Source organism: Selenomonas sp. GACV-9 (assembly GCA_900116485.1).
Lineage (GTDB): Bacteria > Bacillota > Negativicutes > Selenomonadales > Selenomonadaceae > Selenomonas_A > Selenomonas_A ruminantium_G.
The window spans coordinates 78,688-99,399 of the sequence record FPAX01000005.1; the positions used below are offsets into that span (position 1 = coordinate 78,688).

Genomic DNA, 20,712 nt, shown 5'->3' on the forward strand with positions numbered 1-20,712 from the left:
CTAGAAAGAACTATGTACGTCGCGACCTGGTGACGGGAGCAGGTAACTAAGTCCGTAGAACTGGGCGTACGGTCCATTCAGCGGAAACAGAAAAAGTACTACCCCGTGAACCCCGAGCTGCATACTATCGGGATTCCGTTCCGCACGCACTGACAGACAAACTGCAATTTGCCAAAAAGGCCCGATGACTCATCTAAGAGCCATCGGACCTTCATATATTCATAGAGCTGCTATCCCAGCCCCCATATCCTTATCTTTTGACCGCCACAAGCGTCCCCACACAGACCAGCACACTGCCGAGCCACAATACCCAGATGAAGGGTTTCGTGCTGACGCTGGCGGTGATTGCCTGCTGCGTCTCCGTCTCGATGGACGGCAGGATTTCCAGCCGCGCCTGTTTCTGGTCAGCTGAGACGCCAGTCAGCCGCACGCGTTTCTTGCCGCCGAATACATCGACGGGCTTTGAGGTGCCACCCTCGAGGGTTGCCTGTATCGCCGGCTCGACGCGCTCAATCGTATCGCCATCAGTCACGGCAATGACCGCCTTGACGAGCATCTTGCCGCCGCCCTGCTCCTCGATTGTCGCGCCTTCGTAGCGATAGGCGTAGAGGTCATCCATATCCATGCGGCCATGTTTCAGGATGAGCTCCTGACGGCCACTGTCCTTGGGGGGCGTCGGGGCGATGTAGATATCGCCGGACAGCGTCTTGTCGATGGCCGGTTCGCGGGCCGCGTCCTCGCCATTGGCGCGAAGTTTCGTCAGAGCGCGTACCTCACGGCCATCCACCGTATAGATGTAGTATTTGGCACTCATATCATCAGCGAACTGCTGGCCCTTGAAGACGATCTCATGACCGTAGAGAGATACCGGATCATCCACCGCCAGTTCCTTGGAAACCGACTGGCTGCCGCTGCCTGCCAGCACGATGGCCAGCAGCGACAAGCCAAGGCCAGCATGTGCCACCATGCCGCCAAAGCCCAATGCCTGCCGCTGCCAGCTAAGCACCGAGGCTGCTGCACCAAGCAGTGATGCCCCTGCCAATACCAGCGGCATGACCTGATGGACACCGGCCAGCCAGGCAGCCGCCGCCCCCAGCAGGAAGAATACGACAAGGGGCATGCCTGCGGCAGCTTTGTTGCCAGCACCGTAGCGATGCAGGCAGGCGTAGGCCAGACAGAGCATCATGACGACGGCCAGTGGCAGCGTCGTGCGCACATAGAAAGCCGTATCAACAGCGGCAGGCTTGCCCACCAGCTGTGTCAAGAGCGGCATCGACATGCCGAGGAAGATAACCGCAGCGATAAAGACGAGTACGAGGGCTCCGAGCAGCACCGTAAACTCACGACTGTCATAGGAGGGATACATCTCCCCCTTCGGCAGCTTATTGACCTGCACCGTCAGCAGCAGCAGGCCACTGACAAGAACGATGGCATTGACCACGGCAATCGTCATGCCAATGCTCGTGCCGCTGAAGGAATGCACCGAGAAGTCACCGAGGATGCCGCTGCGCGTCAAGAACGTGCCATAGAGCACCAAGGAAAACGCAAACACTGCCGCCAGATGTACCATCGACAGGACTGCCGCACGGATTCTCGCCACGCGCAGTACATGGATGAAGATACCGGCCACCAGCCAGGGCACCAGCGACGAATTCTCCACCGGATCCCAGCCCCAGAAACCGCCCCAGCCCAGCACTTTATAGGCCCAGTAACCGCCGATGAAGATGCCCGCACCGAGGAAAGCCCAGGCCACCAACGCCCATTTGCGGGCCGCCTCAAGCCATTCCTTTGCCGCCCGGCTCTCGATAAGCGCGGCCGCGCTGTAAGCAAACGGCACAGCCAGCAGCGCATAGCCGATGAAGATGACCGGCGGGTGGATGGCCATCCAAGGATCCTGCAAGAGCGGATTCAGCCCGACGCCATTTTCCACAGCGACTTCCTGCGGCAGGAAGGGGCTCTTGGCCAGCACAAGTATCGCCAGCAGCGTCTGCAGGATCATATACACAGCCATGCCGACTGGCGACAGCCGCTGACGGAAACTCAAGACCACGCCCACGAATGCGTGGATAAGCAGCCAGAGCAAGAACGAACCCTGCTGTCCAGCCCAAAACGCCGAAAACTTATAGACCGCTGGAAGTTCCGCCGATGAATAGCTTGCCACATAAGCAATCTCAAAGTGATTGCCTAAAATAAGCCATACGAGATAGACGCTGGCACCAGCCGCACCAGCAAAGGACAAGGCTGTAAGGCACCTGCCCCAGCGCTCCATGCGCACCGTGCGGGCCGCATAGCAGAGCAGCGCGGCCAAAGCCAGCGCCAACGTAATCGCTAAGAATATCGTTCCCACCAAAAGATAAAGCCCCCTTACTTATTTCCCTGCTGCTGCTCGTATTTTGACGGACATTTTATCAGCAGCTTGTCCGACTGGAAGGCACCATCCTGATATTTACCTACAGCAACAATATGATGTGCCTCATCGAACTGATCCGGTTTCGTGCCATGATAGCGCACGAGCATCGTCTCCCCCGTGTCCTCATCGCGCAGCGTAAAGACGAAATACTCCCCCTCCATATGCGGCGCCTCAGCCGACTCCGCCAGCAAGCCTTTGACCTGCACGCTGCTCGTCGCCTTCTGCGCCTCAGCGACGCCGACATACGGCGTAACCGAGTCGACAAAGCTGTAGCCAGCATAGCCGATAAACGCCAGGATAAGGATTCCCAGCAACACTTTACGATTCATGCCAATGCCTCCTTATCCTTGCCGCTGACGCTTTTTTGCACCAGCCAGGCATATATCAGCGTCGCATCCAGAAGACCAGCCATCAATGTCATAAGCATCACAGGATCCATGGCGATTGTGCCGCTGCCGTTGATGACTGGCGATGGATGCAGGGAAAAGTATAACCGTGGAATGATGAATACCAGAAACGGCACAGTCAAGAACGAGAACAGCGAATAGACTGCCGTCACGCGTGCCCGGCGCTTAGGCTCTGGCATAGCCGCCCGCAGTGTAAGGTAGGCACCATAGATCAACAGCAGCACGAAAATCGTCGTCTGCCGCGGATCCCAATTCCAATAGGCGCCCCAAGTCAGCTTGGAAAAGATTGCCCCGCTGACGGTTGCCAGCACAACGAAGATCAGACCAAGTTTTGCCGAGGCCGCACTCAACGCATCAAAACGCATATCCTGCCGCCGCAAATACCCAGCGCCCCAGCCAGCGCTCATAAGGAACGCCAGCACAGACACCCAAGCCACAGGAATATGGAAGAACGCGATACGCACATAATTCCCGAGCCCCTCCGCTGGCGGCACCACGCAAAAGACCAGATAGATAAGCACCACGGACAATAGGCCGATGGCTGCCAATAGGAAATTTCCCTGTTTCAATTTCATCCACTCCATATTTATAGAAGGTATTCAGTCTTCATACCAAAGATAATCAAACAAGATCGATGCCCCCACGGTCAGGATGAGATCATAGAGCCCCATCCCCACAAGATAGGACCCCGTGACAGCCCCGCTGCCAAGAGCCCCTGCCGTCAAGGAAATGGCGGGCAGGAACACCGGCAGGATGACCGGCAGCATCAATATCGAAAACAAGCCGCTATGGACGCTCGCCCCCGTCGTCAAGGCCGCAATCAATGTACCTGCGGCCGCAATGCCGCCGCAGCCCAATAGCAGGACACCTGCTAATAGCACGGGTGCCGCGACTGTCACATCAAGCAGCAGCAGGAAAAGCGGCGTGATGAATGCAGCCAGCACCACCATGAGGAAAAAGGTGTAGAGCATCTTGCCCATGAGCACTGCCTGGGATGGCCCATAGATACGGAGTGCCAGAAGTGTTCCCGCCGTATCCTCATCGGCAAAGACCCGGTCAGCACCAGCCAGTGACGCAAAGAACAAGATGACCCATAAGAGTGCCGCCAGCAAACGCGGTTCCAATGTGCCGCCCTGCAACGCCAGACTGACACAGGCCAGCGTCGTAAGCGCAAACATGAACATCGCAGCCCAGGCAGCCTTGAAACGCAGGCCTGCCGTCAATTCTTTCCGAAAGACGAGCTTAATGCCCTGCCAGATGGATTGCCGCATCAGCTGCCGCCTCCTCCCGTTCGTCATTGGTAGCCCAGAGCACGAGCCGCCCTTCATCGGCGGCCTGCCGCGCCTCGCGGATGATCAGCTCCCGGCCAGCTGCATCGAGGTTTGCCCCCGGCTCATCGAGCAGCCAGATATCTGCCTCCGATGCGAGGAGCGCTGCCAGCTTCAGCCGCTGACGCATGCCCGTCGAGAATTCGCCAGTAAATGCCGTCGCGATTTCTGTTTCCCGCAGGCCAACGCGCACCATCAAGGCCGAAAACGCCGTATCGTCCAGCGTGATGCCCCGGAGCCCGAGCAGGAATGCGAGATTTTCCCGCGCCGTGAGCCGCGGATAGAACTTCAGCTCCGGCGTCACCAGCGCCAGCCGGCTGCGCAGCTCCGCACGGCGCATCTCCTGTCCCGCATCCTTGACGCTGACCTTGCCGCTTGTTGGTTGCAGCAGATGTGCCGCCAGTTTCAGCATTGTCGACTTGCCGCTGCCGTTATGACCAGTCACGGCCGTAACCATCCCGCCCCGCAGGCTCACATCGATATCCTTGAAGATTGTCCGGCCATGGAATGACTGGGAGACCTTCGCAAACGTTATCGTCACCATAGCTCATCACCCGATCTTGGCCTTATTGAGCCGCAGCCAGTCATCGCCGACAGTCAGTATGCCCTCGGCCTTCATCGCTGCGATCTCACGGGTCAGGGCGCTGCGGTTGCACTCGATTTCCTTGGCGAACTGTACGCGGCCAGGAACCTTTACCTGCTCATTCTGATAGCGCCCTTCACGCTGCAACAGATAGGTAATCAGCCGCTCCCGCAGCGTCTTTTGCGACAAGAGCTGTATCTTTTCCATCATCATGACATTCTTGCGGCAGAATGCCTCCAAAAGGTTCCGCATGACCAGCCCATGGGTACGGCCAAGTTTCGGCCCGGCCACCAAAAGGGAACGATACGACACCCAAAGCACGATGGCATCGGTAAGCGTCTCAATCGAGGTATTGTTGTTTGGCTGAAACTGCGGCAGGATTGCCGAGGCACTGCCCATCATCGCGCCACGTTCCAGCTTATGCCCCACCGACTCATTGCCAAAGCGGTCCTCGGCAATGACCTGGGCCTGTCCCTCGACGATTACGCCGATATTCGCATTTGGCTCATAGGCCTTGAGTATCCGCGTTCCTTTCTCATAGCGCTTGACTGCTGCTCCAGTACTCGCTATGAAACGATCTACCTCCGCCGCGGAAACATCCCGGAATAGCGGCAGTTCATGCAGATCTAACTGATAGCCATGCATCAAGATCCCTCCCATACACTTTCGCTTTGCATCTGGCTTCATTATATCATTTCAAATCACACACATATGTTGCACAGGCAACTCACTACTGCAACTATTCTACTCTTTTCACCCGATTCCTGCCTTGGACATTCTTACAAAAAGGCAGCCTGTCACCATGGATAAAACCACAACAACAGACTGCCATTATGTCAGTGAGCTAAACTTAGCCAATCATCTTCTTGATATCTTCCTCGACGGTGGTAATGCCACCGATGCCGAAGTTCTCCACGAGAACCTTCGCCACATTCGGGGACAGGAATGCCGGCAGCGTCGGGCCGAGATGGATGTTCTTGACCCCAAGATGCAGCAGGGCCAGCAGCACGATAACAGCCTTCTGCTCGTACCAGGCAATATTGTAGGCAATCGGCAGCTCATTGACATCCTCAAGGCCAAATACCTCCTTGAGCTTCAAGGCAATAAGCGCCAGGCTGTACGAATCGTTGCACTGGCCAGCATCGAGCACGCGCGGGATGCCGCCGATATCGCCAAGATCCATCTTGATGTACTTGTACTTCGCGCAGCCAGCCGTCAGGATGACCGTATCCTGCGGCAGAGCCTTGGCAAACTCCGCATAATACTCGCGGGATTTCATACGGCCGTCGCAACCAGCCATGACGACAAACTTCTTGATGGCGCCGGATTTTACTGCCTCAACGACCTTATCGGCCACAGCAAAGACCTGCTCATGGGCAAAACCGCCGACGATCTGCCCCTGCTCCAGCTCCGTCGGAGCCGCACATTTCTTGGCCAGCTCAATGATAGGGCCGAAATCCTTTGTGCCATCAGCTTTCGCTGCGATGTGCTGGCAGCCCGGCACGCCCGTAGCTCCCGTCGTGAACAGACGCTCCTGATACGATGCCTTCGGCGGCACGACGCAGTTCGTCGTCATAAGGATTGGGCCATGGAAAGCCTCGAACTCCTCTTTCTGTTTCCACCAAGCATTGCCGTAGTTGCCGGCGAAGTTCTCATACTTCTTGAACTTCGGATAGTAATGAGCCGGCAGCATCTCACCATGGGTGTAGACATCGACTCCCGTCCCCTGCGTCTGCTCCAGGAGCATCTCAAGATCCTTGAGATCATGGCCGGAAATCAGGATGCCCGGATTCTGGCGCACACCGAGATCGACCTTCGTAAGCTCCGGATTGCCATAGGTTCCCGTATTTGCCTTATCCAGGAGAGCCATGCCATCGACACCCCATTTGCCCGTCTCCAGCGTCAGCGCCGTAAGGTCATCGCCCGTCAGGCTGTCGTCCAGCAGCTTGGCCAGCGCCGACTGCGCAAAGGCATCGATGGCCTCATTCTCATAGCCCAGGACATTGGCATGTTTCTGATAAGCCGCCAAACCTTTGAGACCATAGGTGATGAGCTCGCGCAGGCTGCGGATATCCTCGTTCTCCGTTGCCAGGATGCCGACTTTAGCAGCTTTTGCAGCAAAGCCATCTTCTGCATCATTCCAAAGCGCTGCCTCGGGCAGGTTCTCGCGGGTCGCCAGGCTCGCCAGAAGCTCCGTCTTCAGCGCCAGCGTATCCTTGATACGGCCGGCGATCGCCTCTTGATCGAAGTTAGCATTAGTAATCGTCACGAACAGGTTCAGCGTAATCAGATGATTGACCTCAGCTGCTACCTTCTTGCCCTCAGCGCGCAGACGCGTCGTAACAGCCGACAGCCCCTTCGTCACATAGATCAGCAGATCCTGCATCGCTGCCACTTCCGGCTTCTTGCCGCAGGCACCGACCTGCGTGCAGCCCTTGCAGCCTGCCGTCTCCTGGCACTGATAGCAAAACATCTTGTTTTCCATGAAATATCGCTCCTTTTCGCGCTCTCTAAAATCGGAATCATAATACACAAACCATAGGGTTCATCTCTCAACACATCCCATTATAGCGGCGCGTCCAGGGACAGGCTGTAACATTCGCTACACCTCAAGATAAAAGCTGACACCAAGATTGCAAAAAAAAAGACCCTCTTCCCATAGAAGAAGGTCATCCCATTGTTTTCATCTTACGCACCAATATCAACGCTGCCGCCGGCTTTTTTCTGGAAATCAGCGAACTGCGTATAAGCTTTCTGACGAGCCTGCATGATCTGAGCATTGATTTGCTGGAAACCACTCTTGCCGAGTTTCGTCTCCGTCCCGAAGTTCGACACCCGCGTGATGTCTGCGGTTGCCTTCATGCCCTTGGACAGGTTTCTGGCACCCTGCTCCGCATCTGCCTTGATCTGCTGCTGGAACTTGCTCGAACCGATCTTCGTCTCATTGCCGAAGTTCGATACTTCGTAATAAGACTTGCTACGATCCATGAGCATTGCTGTCTTGCTCTCGCCAATATCGACAATCGTCTTATTGGCATGCTGGAATACGCTGCTGCCAAGTTTTGTCTCGTTGCCAAAATTCGACACCTTGGTGTACGATGCTGCCGCCTCGCTATGCGCCTTCGCCGCCTGCTGTCCCTTCGCCGTGACTTCGCGATTCATCTGAGGGAAACTGGTCAGCGTCGTGATGCTTACCGCGGATATACCCATGACAATCCCTCTCTTTCCTTGTACATTTCCTTAATCCTTTATATCAATAGGTATATTTCTCTACATATATATTATAATATCAGTTTTATCGTTTTTCAATAGTTTTGTGTTCGATTTTAAATTGTTTTAGTTTACTTGCTTTTTAGAAAAAGGTATCATCTCTGCTCCCCACAGGAATGATACCTTTGCTAAAACATATCAGAATTTGAACCGCGCCAGGGCTTCCTGCTGTTTCTGTGCCAGAACAGCCAGCGAGTCACTAGCCGAAGCAATCTCCTGTGCCGAAGCCGACTGCTCCTCGGTAGCGGCCGATACAGCCTGCATCTCCGAAGCTACCTGATTGCTGTATTCGCTGATATTTGCCACCTCGGTCGTGATGGCGGACGATTCCTGGGCCATCGCCTCAACAGCCTCATCTACCGTCTGGATCTGCTGCGATACACCATTTACGAGGCCATTGATTTCCTCGAACATCGCCCGCAGGCCTTCAACCGAACGCGCACCAGCCACAACAGCCTCACGGCCATTGCGCATCGAATCGACAGCATCTTCCGTATCCTGCTGGATATCCTTGATGAGACGGGCAATCTTTTCAGCCGACTCCTGGGACTCATGGGCGAGCTTGCTGACCTCTTCAGCAACAACCGTGAAGCCACGGCCATGCTCACCAGCACGAGCTGCCTCGATTGCCGCATTGAGGGCCAGAAGATTCGTCTGCTCAGCAATGCCAGCCATCGTATCGACGATTTCGCCGATTTCCTTCGAACGCTCACCGAGACGGTCAACTACCTCAGCCGAACCATTTACCGTCTTTTCGACGCTGCGGATCTGCTCAACAGACTCACCAATAGCTACCGAACCATCAGCGGCACGACGAGCTGCCGATGCCGAGTTATCGGCAACTTTTGCCGACTGAGCTTTGACATGGGTTACTGCCTGCTGAACACGCTCAACAGACTCGTTGCTCTTGACTACAGCTTTCTGCTGGTCTTCCACTGAGTTCACGACATCGGAGGCCGACTGTGCTACCTGGGTCGATGCCTGAGCGGCCTGGTTCGAGCTGGCCGTAAGCTCCTCAGAGGATGCCGCCAGCTGCTCAGAGGACTCACTGACATTGCGCATGAGCTTCGTGAGCTCCCCGCGCATCTGCATGAGTGCCGTCAGCATCTGGCCGAGCTCATCACCACGATCGATCATCCCCTGGCCGTTCTGGCGGAAATCGCCATCGCGCATCTTGTTGCAGGCTGCAACAGCTCTGCCCAGCGACTCCGTGATGTCGCGGATGATTACCGCCGACAGGACACCAAGGATAAGGAAAGCAACAAGGCAGAGTATCGTCGAGAACGTGATTTGCTGGTTGTTACGATCCTTGATCTCATTGTTGAGATTCTCGGAATCATCATCGGCAACCTGACGAAGACCCTGCAGGCTCTTCAAGAGTTCTTTGACCGTCGTGTTCTCGATGGTCTTATACTTCTGCCAAGCTTCGTCCTGCTTGCCCTCAGCTACCAGGCCTTTGACGTCCTGGATTTCCTTCATGTACTTTGCCCAGAGAGCCTCGGTATGGGGGATTTCTGCCGCAGACTTCTCGGACTTCATGCCCAGGGGTTTGTACTTTTCCCAGTTTTCCCCGTACTTGTTGATGCGTTCAGCCAAAGCTTCCTCGATGGCCTTGTCTTTCGGATCGAGGATATGCTTGACGATGTTCATCTGCACACCGCGCATCAAGCTCATCTCCGAGCCCATCCAGCGCGTTGCTTTCAGCTTATTGCTGTACATGTCCTCGATATCGACGCTGGCCTTGCTCACGCCTCTGTAGCCCGTAAGACCCAAAGCCGCCATGCCAATGATGCCTACCAGCACCAGTACCAGGATCTTATACCCCATTCGGATGTCTTTCAATCTCATTCCCTCACACTACCTTTCTACAACGGCTCAAACTATCCCACAGAACCATACTGCAACATGTTTAACTGTCTCTTCTCCCCTTGAACAGTTGTATTGCTAAGTTTAGACTATATCTGTCTGATTTACAAGCGTAAAACTGTATAAAACGCTCAATTTACCTATACGTATTATTTATAATACTTATTGGTTTTATCTCTAACCATAAAAAGCTGTCGTCTCATCCTTACGGATGAAACGACAGCTTTTGTCAATCAATATTCATGATCAAAATTTGAAATGGGACAAGGTTTCCTGCTGTTTCTGGGCCAGTGCTGCCAGTGAATCGCTGGCCGAGGCGATTTCCTCAGCCGAGGCCGACTGCTCCTCAGTAGCAGCCGATACGGCCTGCATCTCCGAAGCGACCTGATTGCTGTAGCCACTGATGTTGTTGACCTCACCCATGATGGCGTTGGCCTCATTCGTCATTGCATCAACGGCTTCATCAACCGTCTGGATCTGGTTGGATACGCCATTGACAAGATTATTGATCTCATCAAACATGGCACGCAGTTCCTCGACCGAGCGAGCGCCCGATACGACAGCCTCACGGCCATCCTGCATCGACTTGACAGCCGCCTCGGTATCCTGCTGGATTGCCTTGATGAGGTGCGCGATCTTCTCTGCCGACTCCTGGGACTCATGGGCGAGTTTGCCGACTTCTTCAGCAACAACCGTGAAGCCACGGCCATGCTCACCGGCGCGAGCAGCCTCAATAGCTGCATTGAGGGCCAAAAGATTCGTCTGATCGGCAATAGCAGCCATGGTGTCAACGATTTCTCCGATTTCCCGAGAACGCTCGCCCAGACGGTCGACGACTTCTGCCGAACCTTTTACCGTCGTCTCGGCACTCTTGATCTGCTCAACCGAATCATCGATGGACACCGAACCAGCAGCGGCACGCTCAGCGGCCGATGCCGAGTTGTCTGCTACCTTGCGCGACTGCTCCTTGACATGAGCCACTGCGCTCTGGACGCGGGCTACGGACTCATTGCTGTTGATGACAGCTTTCTGCTGATCCTCGACCGTGTTTACGACATCGGCGGCCGACTGCGCCACCTGCGTCGAAGCCTGGGCAGCCTGGTTCGAGCTTGCCGTAAGCTCCTCAGACGATGCGGCGAGCTGCTCAGACGATTCACTGACACTGCGCATAAGACTGTTGAGCTCCTTGCGTGCAGCAAACAGAGCGTTGGCCATCATGCCAAGCTCATCGCCACGATCGACGCTACTTACACCGTTAGTGCGGAAATCTCCCTGCTTCATAGCCTCGCAGATAGCAACACCACGGTGCAGCGAAGTCGTGATATCACGGATGATGAAAACAGCCAGACCAATCAGTAGGATCAGGGCCACGACATTCACCATGATCGAGAACTCGATATGATGCGTGTTGCTGGCCTTGATTTCCTCATTGAGAATCTCGGCATTGTCATCAGCGACCTTGCGCAGGTCCTGCAAGCTCTTCAGCAGGTCCTCAGCCGTCGTCGTCTCGATTTTCCGGTAATGCTCCCAAGCTTCCTGCTTTTTGCCAGCCTTCATCAGACGCTGGGACTCCAGGACGCCCTGCTTGAACTCCGCCCACTTCTGCTCCGTATTCGGGATCTCAGCGGCGGCCTTGTCAGCCCGCATGCCCAGCGGCTTATACTCAGCCCAGTAGCTTTCATACTTCTTGATGTTCTCATCAATCGAAGCCTCAATCTTCGCATCTTCCGGTACGAAAATATGCTCCGAAATGCTTACCTTGACCGCACGCATCAAGCTGATTTCCGTTCCAAGCAAACGGGTTGCCTGCAGCTTGCGGCTGTACATGTTGTCGAGATCATCACTGGCCTTACTCATCCCCAAGTAACTCGATATGCCCAACGATACCATACCAATAATGCCAATCACGACCAGCACCAGAATCTTGTAACCAATACGAACGTCCTTCAATCGCATTCACTCACACTGCCTTTCTCTTCACTCAAAAATTACCTAGCCCAATTCCTTTTCCCCTACATTGCCTTTAACCATAAAACAACAGATTGCTTTATCCCCAACAATCACAATGCCAATTCTACCTTACATATCCGCGCTCCACAAGTGTTCTATCCTACAAGTTTTAGGATTTTTGTCGTTAACTTTTCACATTACGCAATTCTGAAAACTACCATTTTTCCTATTGATTTACAAAATACAAAAAAGAACATCCCGAAACGGGATGCTCTCAAAGCCTTGATATTGCTTATTTTTCAGCTGCATAGGCCATTTTTTCGGCCTGCAGCTCCTCAATGGTCAGATTGCGGAGATAGGACTTATGCTCCTCATCTTTTTGATAGACAAAGCCGACATGACGCACAAATGGTTCGATTGTCGCAATCTTCAGTAGTGGCGTGACCACTAATAGCTGCAGGTCCATCTTGCGGAACAGCTCGAGGCCAAACCGTGCCGACTCATCGGAGCTCTTCAGGAAGGCCTCATCGATGACGACGAAGCGGAAAGACTGCTCCCCGGCACGCTTGCCTTCCAGGCCGAAGTTGTAGACGATGCTCGCCGCCAGTATCGTATAGGCGAGTTTCTCCTTCTGGCCGCCCGACTTGCCGCCCGAGTCCGTATAATGCTCGTATTCTTCGTCCTCGCCCGGTGCCGGCTGGCGCCAGCGCTCCGAAGCCGCAAAGGTATACCAGTTGCGCACGTCGATGACCTCGCGCCGCCAGCGGGCATCGATTTCCGATGCCCCTGGCCGGCCCTGCAGCCGCTCTAAGATCTTGGCAACCTGCTGGAATTTCTGCTCGCTGTAGGTATCGTCAGTAGCACCAGTCAGCGCATCATCCGTGCAGGCGCGCAGGTCCCGGCGGAACTGCTGGATCGTATCGCTCAGCGCATGGCTGCACTCGATCTGGATATAGCGGCCTTCGTTGTAGTCGATTTCCGCCAGCGAACGGTTGATGCGTGCGATGCGATCCTCGATTTCCTGACAGGTGCTTTCCAGATGGGTCTGGAATAGCGCAATCTGATTGATGGTATTTTCCTTCAGAAGCTCGCGGAACCGGCCCTCGAACTTCGGCAGATCATCGGTGCGCAGGCGGTTCAGCACAGCGATATAGTCCGATGCCGCCTCGGGGGTACAGAGAAGATCGGCACTGTGCTCCGGCCATTTTTGCCGGAAGCCGCTCATGCAGCGCGTCAGTTCCTCACCGTGATGGCGCAGGATCTCCTCCTGCTTCGTTCCCTCGGCCTGCAACCAGCTGCCGAACTGCGCCTGCTGCTTCTGGCGGCGCGACAGGTCAAAGGTCTGCCCCGGCAAGGCCGCTGACAGATAGCGCTCAAGCAGCGGATAGACCTCACTGCGCGCTTCGGGTGTCGCTTCATTCATGAGCTCCGCTTCCTCGAGCATCTGCTCGCGCGTGCTCTGGCAGCGCTCCTGTATCCGGCCCGCCTCATCCTGCTGGCTGCTGAGTTCCTGCTGGCTGCGCGCAATCTGACGCATGAGTTCCTGCTCCTCTTCCTGCAGCTTACGATAAACATCATTCTTTCGCTGCAGCTCATCAACACGCAGGCGCAGCTTGCCGATCTGCGTCTCAAGGGGCGCGATGTCAAGCTCAGTAAAGCTCTTGACCTGCCCCGCCAGCATGATGGCATCCTTTTCAGCCTGCAGTTTTTTCTGTGCAGTCTTGTTCTGCCGCAATTTCTGCTGGAAGAATTTCTGCTCCTCGCGGATATTCTCACGCTCTTCCTGCAGGGACTGGATCTTGCGCAGATTCGAAAAGCCCAGGACATAGTTGCGGCGGTTATCAAGATCGTGACGGTCATCCTTCTCATGACGGCGACCGTTGACCTTGACCTGACCATGCAGGGTCAGCGCAAACTTGGCCTGACGGAACTGCTGCATCGTCTCGCAGCAGCTATGGCGGAACCGCGTGCCAAGCTCGCTCTGGAGCCACTTGCTATAGGCGGACTCTTCTTTGAGGACGAGCTTGCAGCAGGCGGCCTCCTCGGGCAGATTGTCAAGATCGACAGCCTCCACATAATCGGGCACCCGATAGTAAACCAGCTTCACATGCAGATTGTGCTTCTCCATCCATCCAGCCACCTCGCCGTAATGGGCATCGGGAACCAGCAGCGAGATGCCAAAGCCATGCAACAGGCGCTCCAAAGCACCTTCCCACTCGGCTTCCTCTTCCTTGACGGCCATGAGCTCCCCGGCAAAGGGCATCTCGTCTTCGGCAAGGCCCAAATCAGCACAAAGTTCTTCGCGAATCTTGACAAAGGCTTTCGGGATATTCGACTTGCGGCTGGCCAGTGAATCGATTTCCTCGGTCAGCTGCTTTTCCGTCGCCGCTGCCTCCTTGCGGTTGGCCTCGATAGCCCCATTATCGACGATAAGATCCTCAAGCTCCTGCTCGATGGCCTGGCTGCGCCGCGCCATTGCCTGCACATTTTCGCCAAAGGCCGCCGCCGACTCCGGCATGGACAGCGCCAACAAGCCAATCTGACTCTGATAGTTCTGGCGCGCCTGCTCGCACTGGCCTTTCTGCTGTTGGCAAAGATCGAGCTGATGACGCACCTCGTCAAGCTGCTGGCCGCCATTGCGCGCCATCTCGCGGTGAATGCCGTCAAGCTGCTGCCGCAGGCCCGCACAGACACCAGACGTTTCCCGCAACGATGCCTTGAGCTCTGCCAGCCGGGACTCCGACTGCGCCAGCATGCTCTCGCGCACCTTGTAGGCCTTGCCGGCAAACCAGCTGGCCAACTGCTGCTGCATGGCGGCATTTTCTTTCCGCTGCTGCTGCGCTGCTGCATATTCCTGTCCCAGCGTCTCGATGGGCTGCAGGTATTTCTGCTGCTCACGGGCCCGTTCGACCGCCTGATGCGCCGCCTCCAGGTCATGATACTGACGCAGCATGAGCTCGACTTCCTGCTCGGCATCGGGCACCTCAAGCATATTCTGGCGCACGAAGCCCGTGAGGCTGTCGACCTTCTTCATCGATATGGTCTGCTGGAAGAGATCCATCGCCTGCACCTGGCGGATGCCGAAGATCTTGCGGAACTCATGACCATACTGCGGGTAATCATCAAAGGTCTTGATATACGAATCGCGCTCAAGCTGCTTGCGGAACGCACGCATATCACCGCCAATGGCCGAGAAACGCTCGGTGATTGAAAGGGTCTTCTGCGCCAATACATAGAAACGTTTCGGCGAGGCCGTCGCCTCATCAGGAAACCAGAATACCTGCGCCAGCGTCACCGTACGACCGAAATTGCGATCAGAAAACACGCCGAGCACGACGCTGTACTGATCCTTGCTGCGCAGGGCCTCGGGACGGCCGCCACCATCTTCCGTGCGCTTCTGCCCATAGTAGCCGCGCACATAGGAGGCCAGGCTGCGCTCCTTGGCGCTCGCATCGGCGGCCTTGTTATAGGTGACCTTGCGCGGCGGCACCAACAGCGTAATGATGGCGTCGACCAGCGTCGATTTGCCCGAACCGACATCGCCGGTCAAAAGCGACGTGTCGCCTTGCAAGTCAAGGGCCCAGACCTTTTGGTCAAAGGTTCCCCAGTTATAGACCTCGAGCCGCTGCAGACGGAAGCCAAGGGGGATGTCCCTGAGCTCAGTCGTCGTCTCGAATAAGTTCATCCATCATCTCTCCTTCCCCGGTTTCCTCCTCGTCCGCCTCATCATGGCGGGCCTGTCCGTACTTTTCATAGGCTTCCAGCTTCTGCGCGAAATCGTCAAGCCACTGTGCATCAACAAAGCTACGCAGGATTGGCCGCACCTCATAGTCCGTCTCCTTGCCCTTGATCTTCTGCAGGAAGCCCATGCGCATCGCTGCCCGGACAAGATGCTCCACCGACTGGCGGTACTTCATCTCATTGATCTGCACCGGCAGGAATGGCTCCATGCGGCGCAGGATGTCCTCAAAGCTGATGACGACACGGCTGCCATTGGCAGCACGATCGAACTCTGCCAGCACCTTGCGCAATTGCACCAACAACATCGACAGGTTGTAGCTCAGCGGATAGCGCGGCACGATGCGCGGCAAGGAAGTGCCCTCCTCCTGCCTGAGGTACGCATATTCATCAAGCTCATCGATGATAAGCGTAAGGCCCAGCCGCTGGAAATAATCGCGCAGTCCCGTCTGATTGTCGAGGATGTCCTGCCAAAGCGCCTCATCCTTGCCACGGCTCACGATACCCTTCAAGAGCCAGATTGCCGCCCGCGAAAAGGCCTGCTCCTGCGGACTCTCGCCGGCATCTATTGCAGTATGTGCTAATTCCATTATTCCTGATTCCTCCGAAATACGACTTTATCGCCAACGGCCATGAGCTTCTGACCGTCACGTTCAAATAAGATATGCTCAAGAGTGCTGCTGTCAAAGGCCTCGGCAGTCTCATGACTGGCGAGCACCATATAGCCTAGAAGCTCGGGCAGCCCCTGGCTGAGCGGATGGACAGCCAGCACCTCCGACAGCGTAACCTCGGAACGCTGGGCCAATAGTTCCTGGACATTGGCCTGCAGTTCTTCCCGGTCCACGATGACCTGATCGAATATTGCCGTAAGCTCGCCCTCATCGCCACTGCCAGCCTGCAAGACAGGACTTGCGAGCTTCGTGGCCTGAGGCGGGGCAAAGAGGCGACGCTCCATCGGCAGCTGCACAGCCGGTGCCGTCTCCCGGATGGAGGTGAATTCACCACTCGGTGCCATAGCGCGCAAATCGACAGCCTTTGTCTCGATGCGCTGGATCAGCTGATAGATTGTCCGCTCCTCCTGCAGATATGCCTCATCGACATAGCGCCGCAGCTGCGCCGAAAGCTGTCCAAGGGTCTGCTGGACAGAGCCTGCCGCCCGTACCCACTCGCGGTTGATCGATCCCAGCGGATGATCTGGCAGCAACTCGCGGACAGGCTCAGCTGCACTGATCTGCGCCATCGTCGCGCGGAAATCCTCCTGCTGCTGCGAGAGCATCAGATAGCGCCAGAACGCCATGAAACTGCGCCCCTGCTCAGACTTGCGGATGATATCGCTCTCATTGAAGATCTTCTCCAAGAGCTCGCCCTTGCCGCGCGTCCACTTGACCACGTCATCCTGCACCTGGCGCGTGAGCTCGCGGAAATTCTCCTCGACCTCACGGAAGTCGGCCAGGATTGCCTGGGCCGTATCCTCGGCCTGCAGGAAACGCTCCTTGATCTGCACCTCGTCCAGCCGCGGCTTTACCACGCCGCTTTTCTCGATTTCCGCCAGCTCCGCCGCGATCTTTTCTTGCTGCGCCAGCAGGTAAGCCTTGCGATGCTCCGCATCAGTATCGGTCTCGCGGGCAATCTCATGGAGCAGGTTGAATACCGTGCGCAGCCGCGACTCCGTGCCCACAAAGTCCTGCTTATGCAGGCTTACGAGCCACTCGACAGCCTTCTGGGCTGGCGCCGTAAGGTCATAATACCAGTCGTCATGGTACTCATACTTGCGCAGCCAGCCGTGGTCGGTATCGGACCAGATTTCCAGATAATCCTGGGGCGCGCGGCCAAACGCCTCGCCCCCCATCTGCTGGGCATCGTAGAGGAACATGTCAAGATGCTCCAAAAGCTCCTGCGCCTCGATGCCACGGCGCTTGCCAGCGATGAACTCTCGATAAAAAAACGCCGCAATAAAGGCAGCCTGGTCGGCCGTAAGTAGCCGCCAGGCTGCGTGATTCATGCGCAGATTGCGCAGATAATCATAAGTCATATAATCCGGTATCCCGGCCAAAACAATCGCTCCCTTACTTGAACAGATCCAGCAGCTGCTTGCCAATCAGGATTGTCGTCATGATGATGAACAGCGGCCGCACATAGCCCGTCCCTTTCGACAACGCCATGCGCGCACCACAGAAGGCACCAACCACCATCGAAAGGCCCATCGGAATCGCATAGGCAAAATCCACAAGACCAAAATACGTAAACAACACCGCCGCCGCGATATTGCTGGCAAAATTCAGCGCCCGCGCATTGGCCGCGGCCCCGAGGAAGTCAAAGCCCACTATCAGGAACGCAAACAGCAGGAACGAGCCTGTGCCCGGCCCGAAGAAACCATCATAAAAGCCAAAGGCAAAGGCGACGAGCCCCGAAAGCACCAGCAGTCGCGTCGACATGCCCGCATAGTGATTCTCCCGGCCCCAGTCCTTTTTCGCCACACTGTAGATAAGCACTGCCACCAGCATGATGACCACCAGCGGTCGCAGGACATCAGGCGGCACCATGCGCACTACTAATACCCCCAGCCCAGAACCAAGCAGTGAGATCGGAAATAGCCGCTTGATCAGCCACATGTCCACCTTACCCGACTTCACGAACGTCACGAAGCTCGTCAGCGCCCCCATGACCGCTGCGGCCTTATTCGTCCCCAGCACCGTCACTGGCGGCAGCCCCGTCCACATCAGCGCCGGAATCGAGATAAGCCCACCGCCGCCGACTACCGAGTCGATGAAGGACGCCATAAAACCAAAAAACACCAGGAAACCCAGCGTCTGTATATCCAGAAATTCCATCCCATAACCCTCATTTCGTCACAACAAAATCCAGTCTCTATTATAGCAGAATAGTGCTTACACGAAAAGGAAACTACTTATTCGCATCTACTGGCAAATTGCAGTTTGTCTGTCAGTGCGTGCGGAACGGAATCCCGATAGTACGCAGCTCGGGGTTCACGGGGTAGTACTTTTTCTGTTTCCGCTGAATGGACCGTACGACCAGTCCTACGGATCTAGTTACCTGCTCCCGTCACCAGGTCGCGACGTACATAGTTCCTTCTAGGTTATACGATTACGGCCCAGTCCTGCTGCGCAGGACAGTCGCTCCAGACAGAAAGAAGCACTACCCCGTTCACCCCTTTGGCAACGGTAGTCTGAATTTGCACGAACCGTTGCTCCCGCAGCAAGCACATCGATGTAATCCGTAACCTATAGCCGAAACAGAGCAAGATTATCCAAACATAACAGAGGGCGAGGGTGGGTACACTTTCTTCGTAGACGGAGCGATTGCCCGAACGTAGTGAGGGATGGCACGCGGTAGGTATAAATTAGAACGTCAAGATGTATTGGCGCGCCGCCGGCCTGCCCGGCGCATGTACCTAGATACGTACAACCTGCCAGCGCGGGTCATTTAGCGGAGCGGAGAAAAAGTGCACCCACTCTCACCCAAGCTGAGCTGCAGCAAGCTTATTGTAATCGCGCACTGACAGACAAACTGCAATTGCACAAAAAATCCGCTGCCCCTTATATCTTGGTTCAGCGGATTCCCCATATGCTCTTAGTCTAATACGGCCAAAGCCTCAACCTCGCACAGCGCGCCAGCTGGCAGGTCTTTGACTGCCACGCAGCTGCGGGCCGGTTTGCTGATGAAGTGTTTGGCATATACTTCATTGAAAGCCTTGAAGTCGGCGATATCAGCCAGGAAGCAGGTCGTCTTGACGACATGGTTCATATCCGTCCCGGCTGCCTTGAGCACTGCCTCGATATTCTTGCAGCACTGCTCGGCCTGCGCCTCGATGGTCGTGGCGACAATCTTGCCCTCGGCCGGATTGATAGCAATCTGACCGGACATGTAGAGCGTATTGCCAGCCTTGATGGCCTGGCTGTACGGGCCGACGGCTGCTGGTGCATCATTCGTATGGATTACTTGCATGTTGATTCCTCCTGCTAAGATGGATTTTATTCTGCTGCTATTGTACACCAAGACGCCTTTGTTTACAAGTTTACAGGTCATATTAAAATATCCCCGCAGCTGAAAGCTGCGGGGATACTGCTAGCATTTATGGTTTCCGAGATGGAAATTATTTGCTCATTGCTTCCTGTACGGCAACAGCAACAGCAACGGTCATGCCGACCATCGGGTTGTTACCAGCGCCGATGAGGCCCATCATGTCAACGTGTGCCGGAACGGAGGAAGAACCTGCGAACTGAGCATCGCCGTGCATACGGCCCATCGTATCCGTCATACCATAGGAAGCCGGGCCGGCTGCCATGTTGTCCGGATGGAGCGTACGGCCCGTGCCGCCGCCAGATGCAACGGAGAAGTACTTCTTGCCATTCTCGATGCAGTCTTTCTTGTAGCAGCCTGCAACCGGATGCTGGAAGCGCGTCGGGTTCGTGGAGTTACCCGTGATGGAGATATCAACGTTCTCGAGTTTCATGATGGCAACGCCTTCCTGTACGGACTCAGCGCCATAGCATTTAACTTTGGAACGGAGGCCATCGCTGTAAGCGATTTCCTTAACGACGTTGACTTTGTCAGACTTGAAGTCGTACTCCGTCTCAACGAAGGTGAAACCGTTGATGCGGCTAATGATCTGAGCAGCATCTTTGCCGAGGCCGTTGAGGATAACGCGCAGCGGGTTCTTACGAACTTTGTTAGCCGTCTGAGCGATACCGATAGCACCCTCAGCAGCAGCAAAGGACTCGTGACCAGCCAGGAATGCGAAGCAGCCAGCTTCCTCGGAGAGGAGCATAGCACCGAGGTTACCATGGCCGAGACCTACTTTACGATGGTCAGCAACGGAACCCGGTACGCAGAAAGCCTGGAGGCCTTCGCCGATAGCTTTTGCAGCATCAGCAGCAGCCGTGCAGCCTTTTTTGACTGCGATAGCAGCACCCAGCGTGTAAGCCCATTTAGCATTCTCGAATGCAATCGGCTGGAGGTCTTCGACGATCTTGTACGGGTTGATGCCCTTCTCGTCGCAGATTTTCTTTGCGTCCTCGATGGATGCGATATCATATTTTTTGCAAACTTCATTGATCTGGTCAATGCGGCGCTCATAGCCTTCGAATAATGACATTCTATTCATTCCTTCCTTTTACCTAAAACTTGCGGAAATCTGCC

Annotated in this window: 16 protein-coding genes; all 16 read right to left on the minus strand. The window is 55.5% G+C overall.

Annotation, left to right across the window (positions count from 1 at the left end; all coding sequences use genetic code 11):
• Positions 1-250 precede the first annotated feature (250 nt).
• The 16 genes from ccsA to BM322_RS06540 all read right to left on the minus strand — a co-directional run bounded on the left by ccsA (position 251) and on the right by BM322_RS06540 (position 20,668).
• Positions 251-2,350, minus strand: coding sequence for a cytochrome c biogenesis protein CcsA (gene ccsA, locus BM322_RS06465; RefSeq protein ID WP_075429086.1), 2,100 nt, complete (start codon positions 2,348-2,350; stop codon positions 251-253).
• A gap of 14 nt (positions 2,351-2,364) precedes the next feature.
• Positions 2,365-2,739, minus strand: a complete 375-nt coding sequence (locus BM322_RS06470; RefSeq protein WP_075429087.1) for a cytochrome c maturation protein CcmE — start codon at positions 2,737-2,739, stop codon at positions 2,365-2,367.
• Positions 2,736-3,392, minus strand: coding sequence for a cytochrome c biogenesis protein (locus tag BM322_RS06475; RefSeq protein ID WP_075429088.1), 657 nt, complete (start codon positions 3,390-3,392; stop codon positions 2,736-2,738). Before BM322_RS06475 ends, BM322_RS06470 begins: the two co-directional genes overlap by 4 nt.
• A 24-nt stretch (positions 3,393-3,416) precedes the next feature.
• On the minus strand, positions 3,417-4,088 hold the full coding sequence (locus BM322_RS06480; RefSeq protein WP_075429089.1) for a heme exporter protein CcmB: 672 nt from the start codon (positions 4,086-4,088) through the stop codon (positions 3,417-3,419).
• On the minus strand, positions 4,060-4,689 hold the full coding sequence (locus tag BM322_RS06485; RefSeq protein WP_075429090.1) for an ABC transporter ATP-binding protein: 630 nt from the start codon (positions 4,687-4,689) through the stop codon (positions 4,060-4,062). The genes BM322_RS06480 and BM322_RS06485 overlap by 29 nt, the downstream gene beginning before the upstream one ends.
• Before the next feature lie 6 nt (positions 4,690-4,695).
• The gene (locus tag BM322_RS06490) at positions 4,696-5,373 is read right to left on the minus strand and encodes a Crp/Fnr family transcriptional regulator (RefSeq protein ID WP_075429091.1); all 678 of its coding nucleotides are present in this window, start codon (positions 5,371-5,373) and stop codon (positions 4,696-4,698) included.
• Positions 5,374-5,578: 205 nt separating this feature from the next.
• The gene (hcp, locus tag BM322_RS06495; RefSeq protein ID WP_075429092.1) at positions 5,579-7,213 is read right to left on the minus strand and encodes a hydroxylamine reductase; all 1,635 of its coding nucleotides are present in this window, start codon (positions 7,211-7,213) and stop codon (positions 5,579-5,581) included.
• Between the two features lie 203 nt (positions 7,214-7,416).
• Complete coding sequence (locus BM322_RS06500) at positions 7,417-7,938, minus strand: hypothetical protein (RefSeq protein ID WP_075429093.1); 522 nt, start codon at positions 7,936-7,938, stop codon at positions 7,417-7,419.
• A gap of 198 nt (positions 7,939-8,136) precedes the next feature.
• A complete protein-coding gene (locus BM322_RS06505; protein ID WP_075429094.1) occupies positions 8,137-9,846 on the minus strand; it encodes a methyl-accepting chemotaxis protein in 1,710 nt (569 codons plus the stop codon).
• A gap of 264 nt (positions 9,847-10,110) precedes the next feature.
• On the minus strand, positions 10,111-11,820 hold the full coding sequence (locus BM322_RS06510; RefSeq protein ID WP_075429095.1) for a methyl-accepting chemotaxis protein: 1,710 nt from the start codon (positions 11,818-11,820) through the stop codon (positions 10,111-10,113).
• A gap of 286 nt (positions 11,821-12,106) precedes the next feature.
• Positions 12,107-15,499, minus strand: coding sequence for an ATP-binding protein (locus tag BM322_RS06515; protein WP_075429096.1), 3,393 nt, complete (start codon positions 15,497-15,499; stop codon positions 12,107-12,109).
• The gene (locus BM322_RS06520) at positions 15,474-16,142 is read right to left on the minus strand and encodes a DUF4194 domain-containing protein (protein WP_075429097.1); all 669 of its coding nucleotides are present in this window, start codon (positions 16,140-16,142) and stop codon (positions 15,474-15,476) included. The genes BM322_RS06515 and BM322_RS06520 overlap by 26 nt, the downstream gene beginning before the upstream one ends.
• Positions 16,142-17,605, minus strand: coding sequence for a DUF3375 domain-containing protein (locus BM322_RS06525; protein ID WP_082334410.1), 1,464 nt, complete (start codon positions 17,603-17,605; stop codon positions 16,142-16,144). Before BM322_RS06525 ends, BM322_RS06520 begins: the two co-directional genes overlap by 1 nt.
• 13 nt (positions 17,606-17,618) lie before the next feature.
• Complete coding sequence (locus tag BM322_RS06530; protein WP_075429098.1) at positions 17,619-18,383, minus strand: TSUP family transporter; 765 nt, start codon at positions 18,381-18,383, stop codon at positions 17,619-17,621.
• A gap of 760 nt (positions 18,384-19,143) precedes the next feature.
• The gene (locus BM322_RS06535) at positions 19,144-19,518 is read right to left on the minus strand and encodes a RidA family protein (protein ID WP_075429099.1); all 375 of its coding nucleotides are present in this window, start codon (positions 19,516-19,518) and stop codon (positions 19,144-19,146) included.
• A 148-nt stretch (positions 19,519-19,666) separates the two neighbouring features.
• A complete protein-coding gene (locus tag BM322_RS06540) occupies positions 19,667-20,668 on the minus strand; it encodes a GGGtGRT protein (RefSeq protein ID WP_075429100.1) in 1,002 nt (333 codons plus the stop codon).
• Positions 20,669-20,712 lie beyond the last annotated feature (44 nt).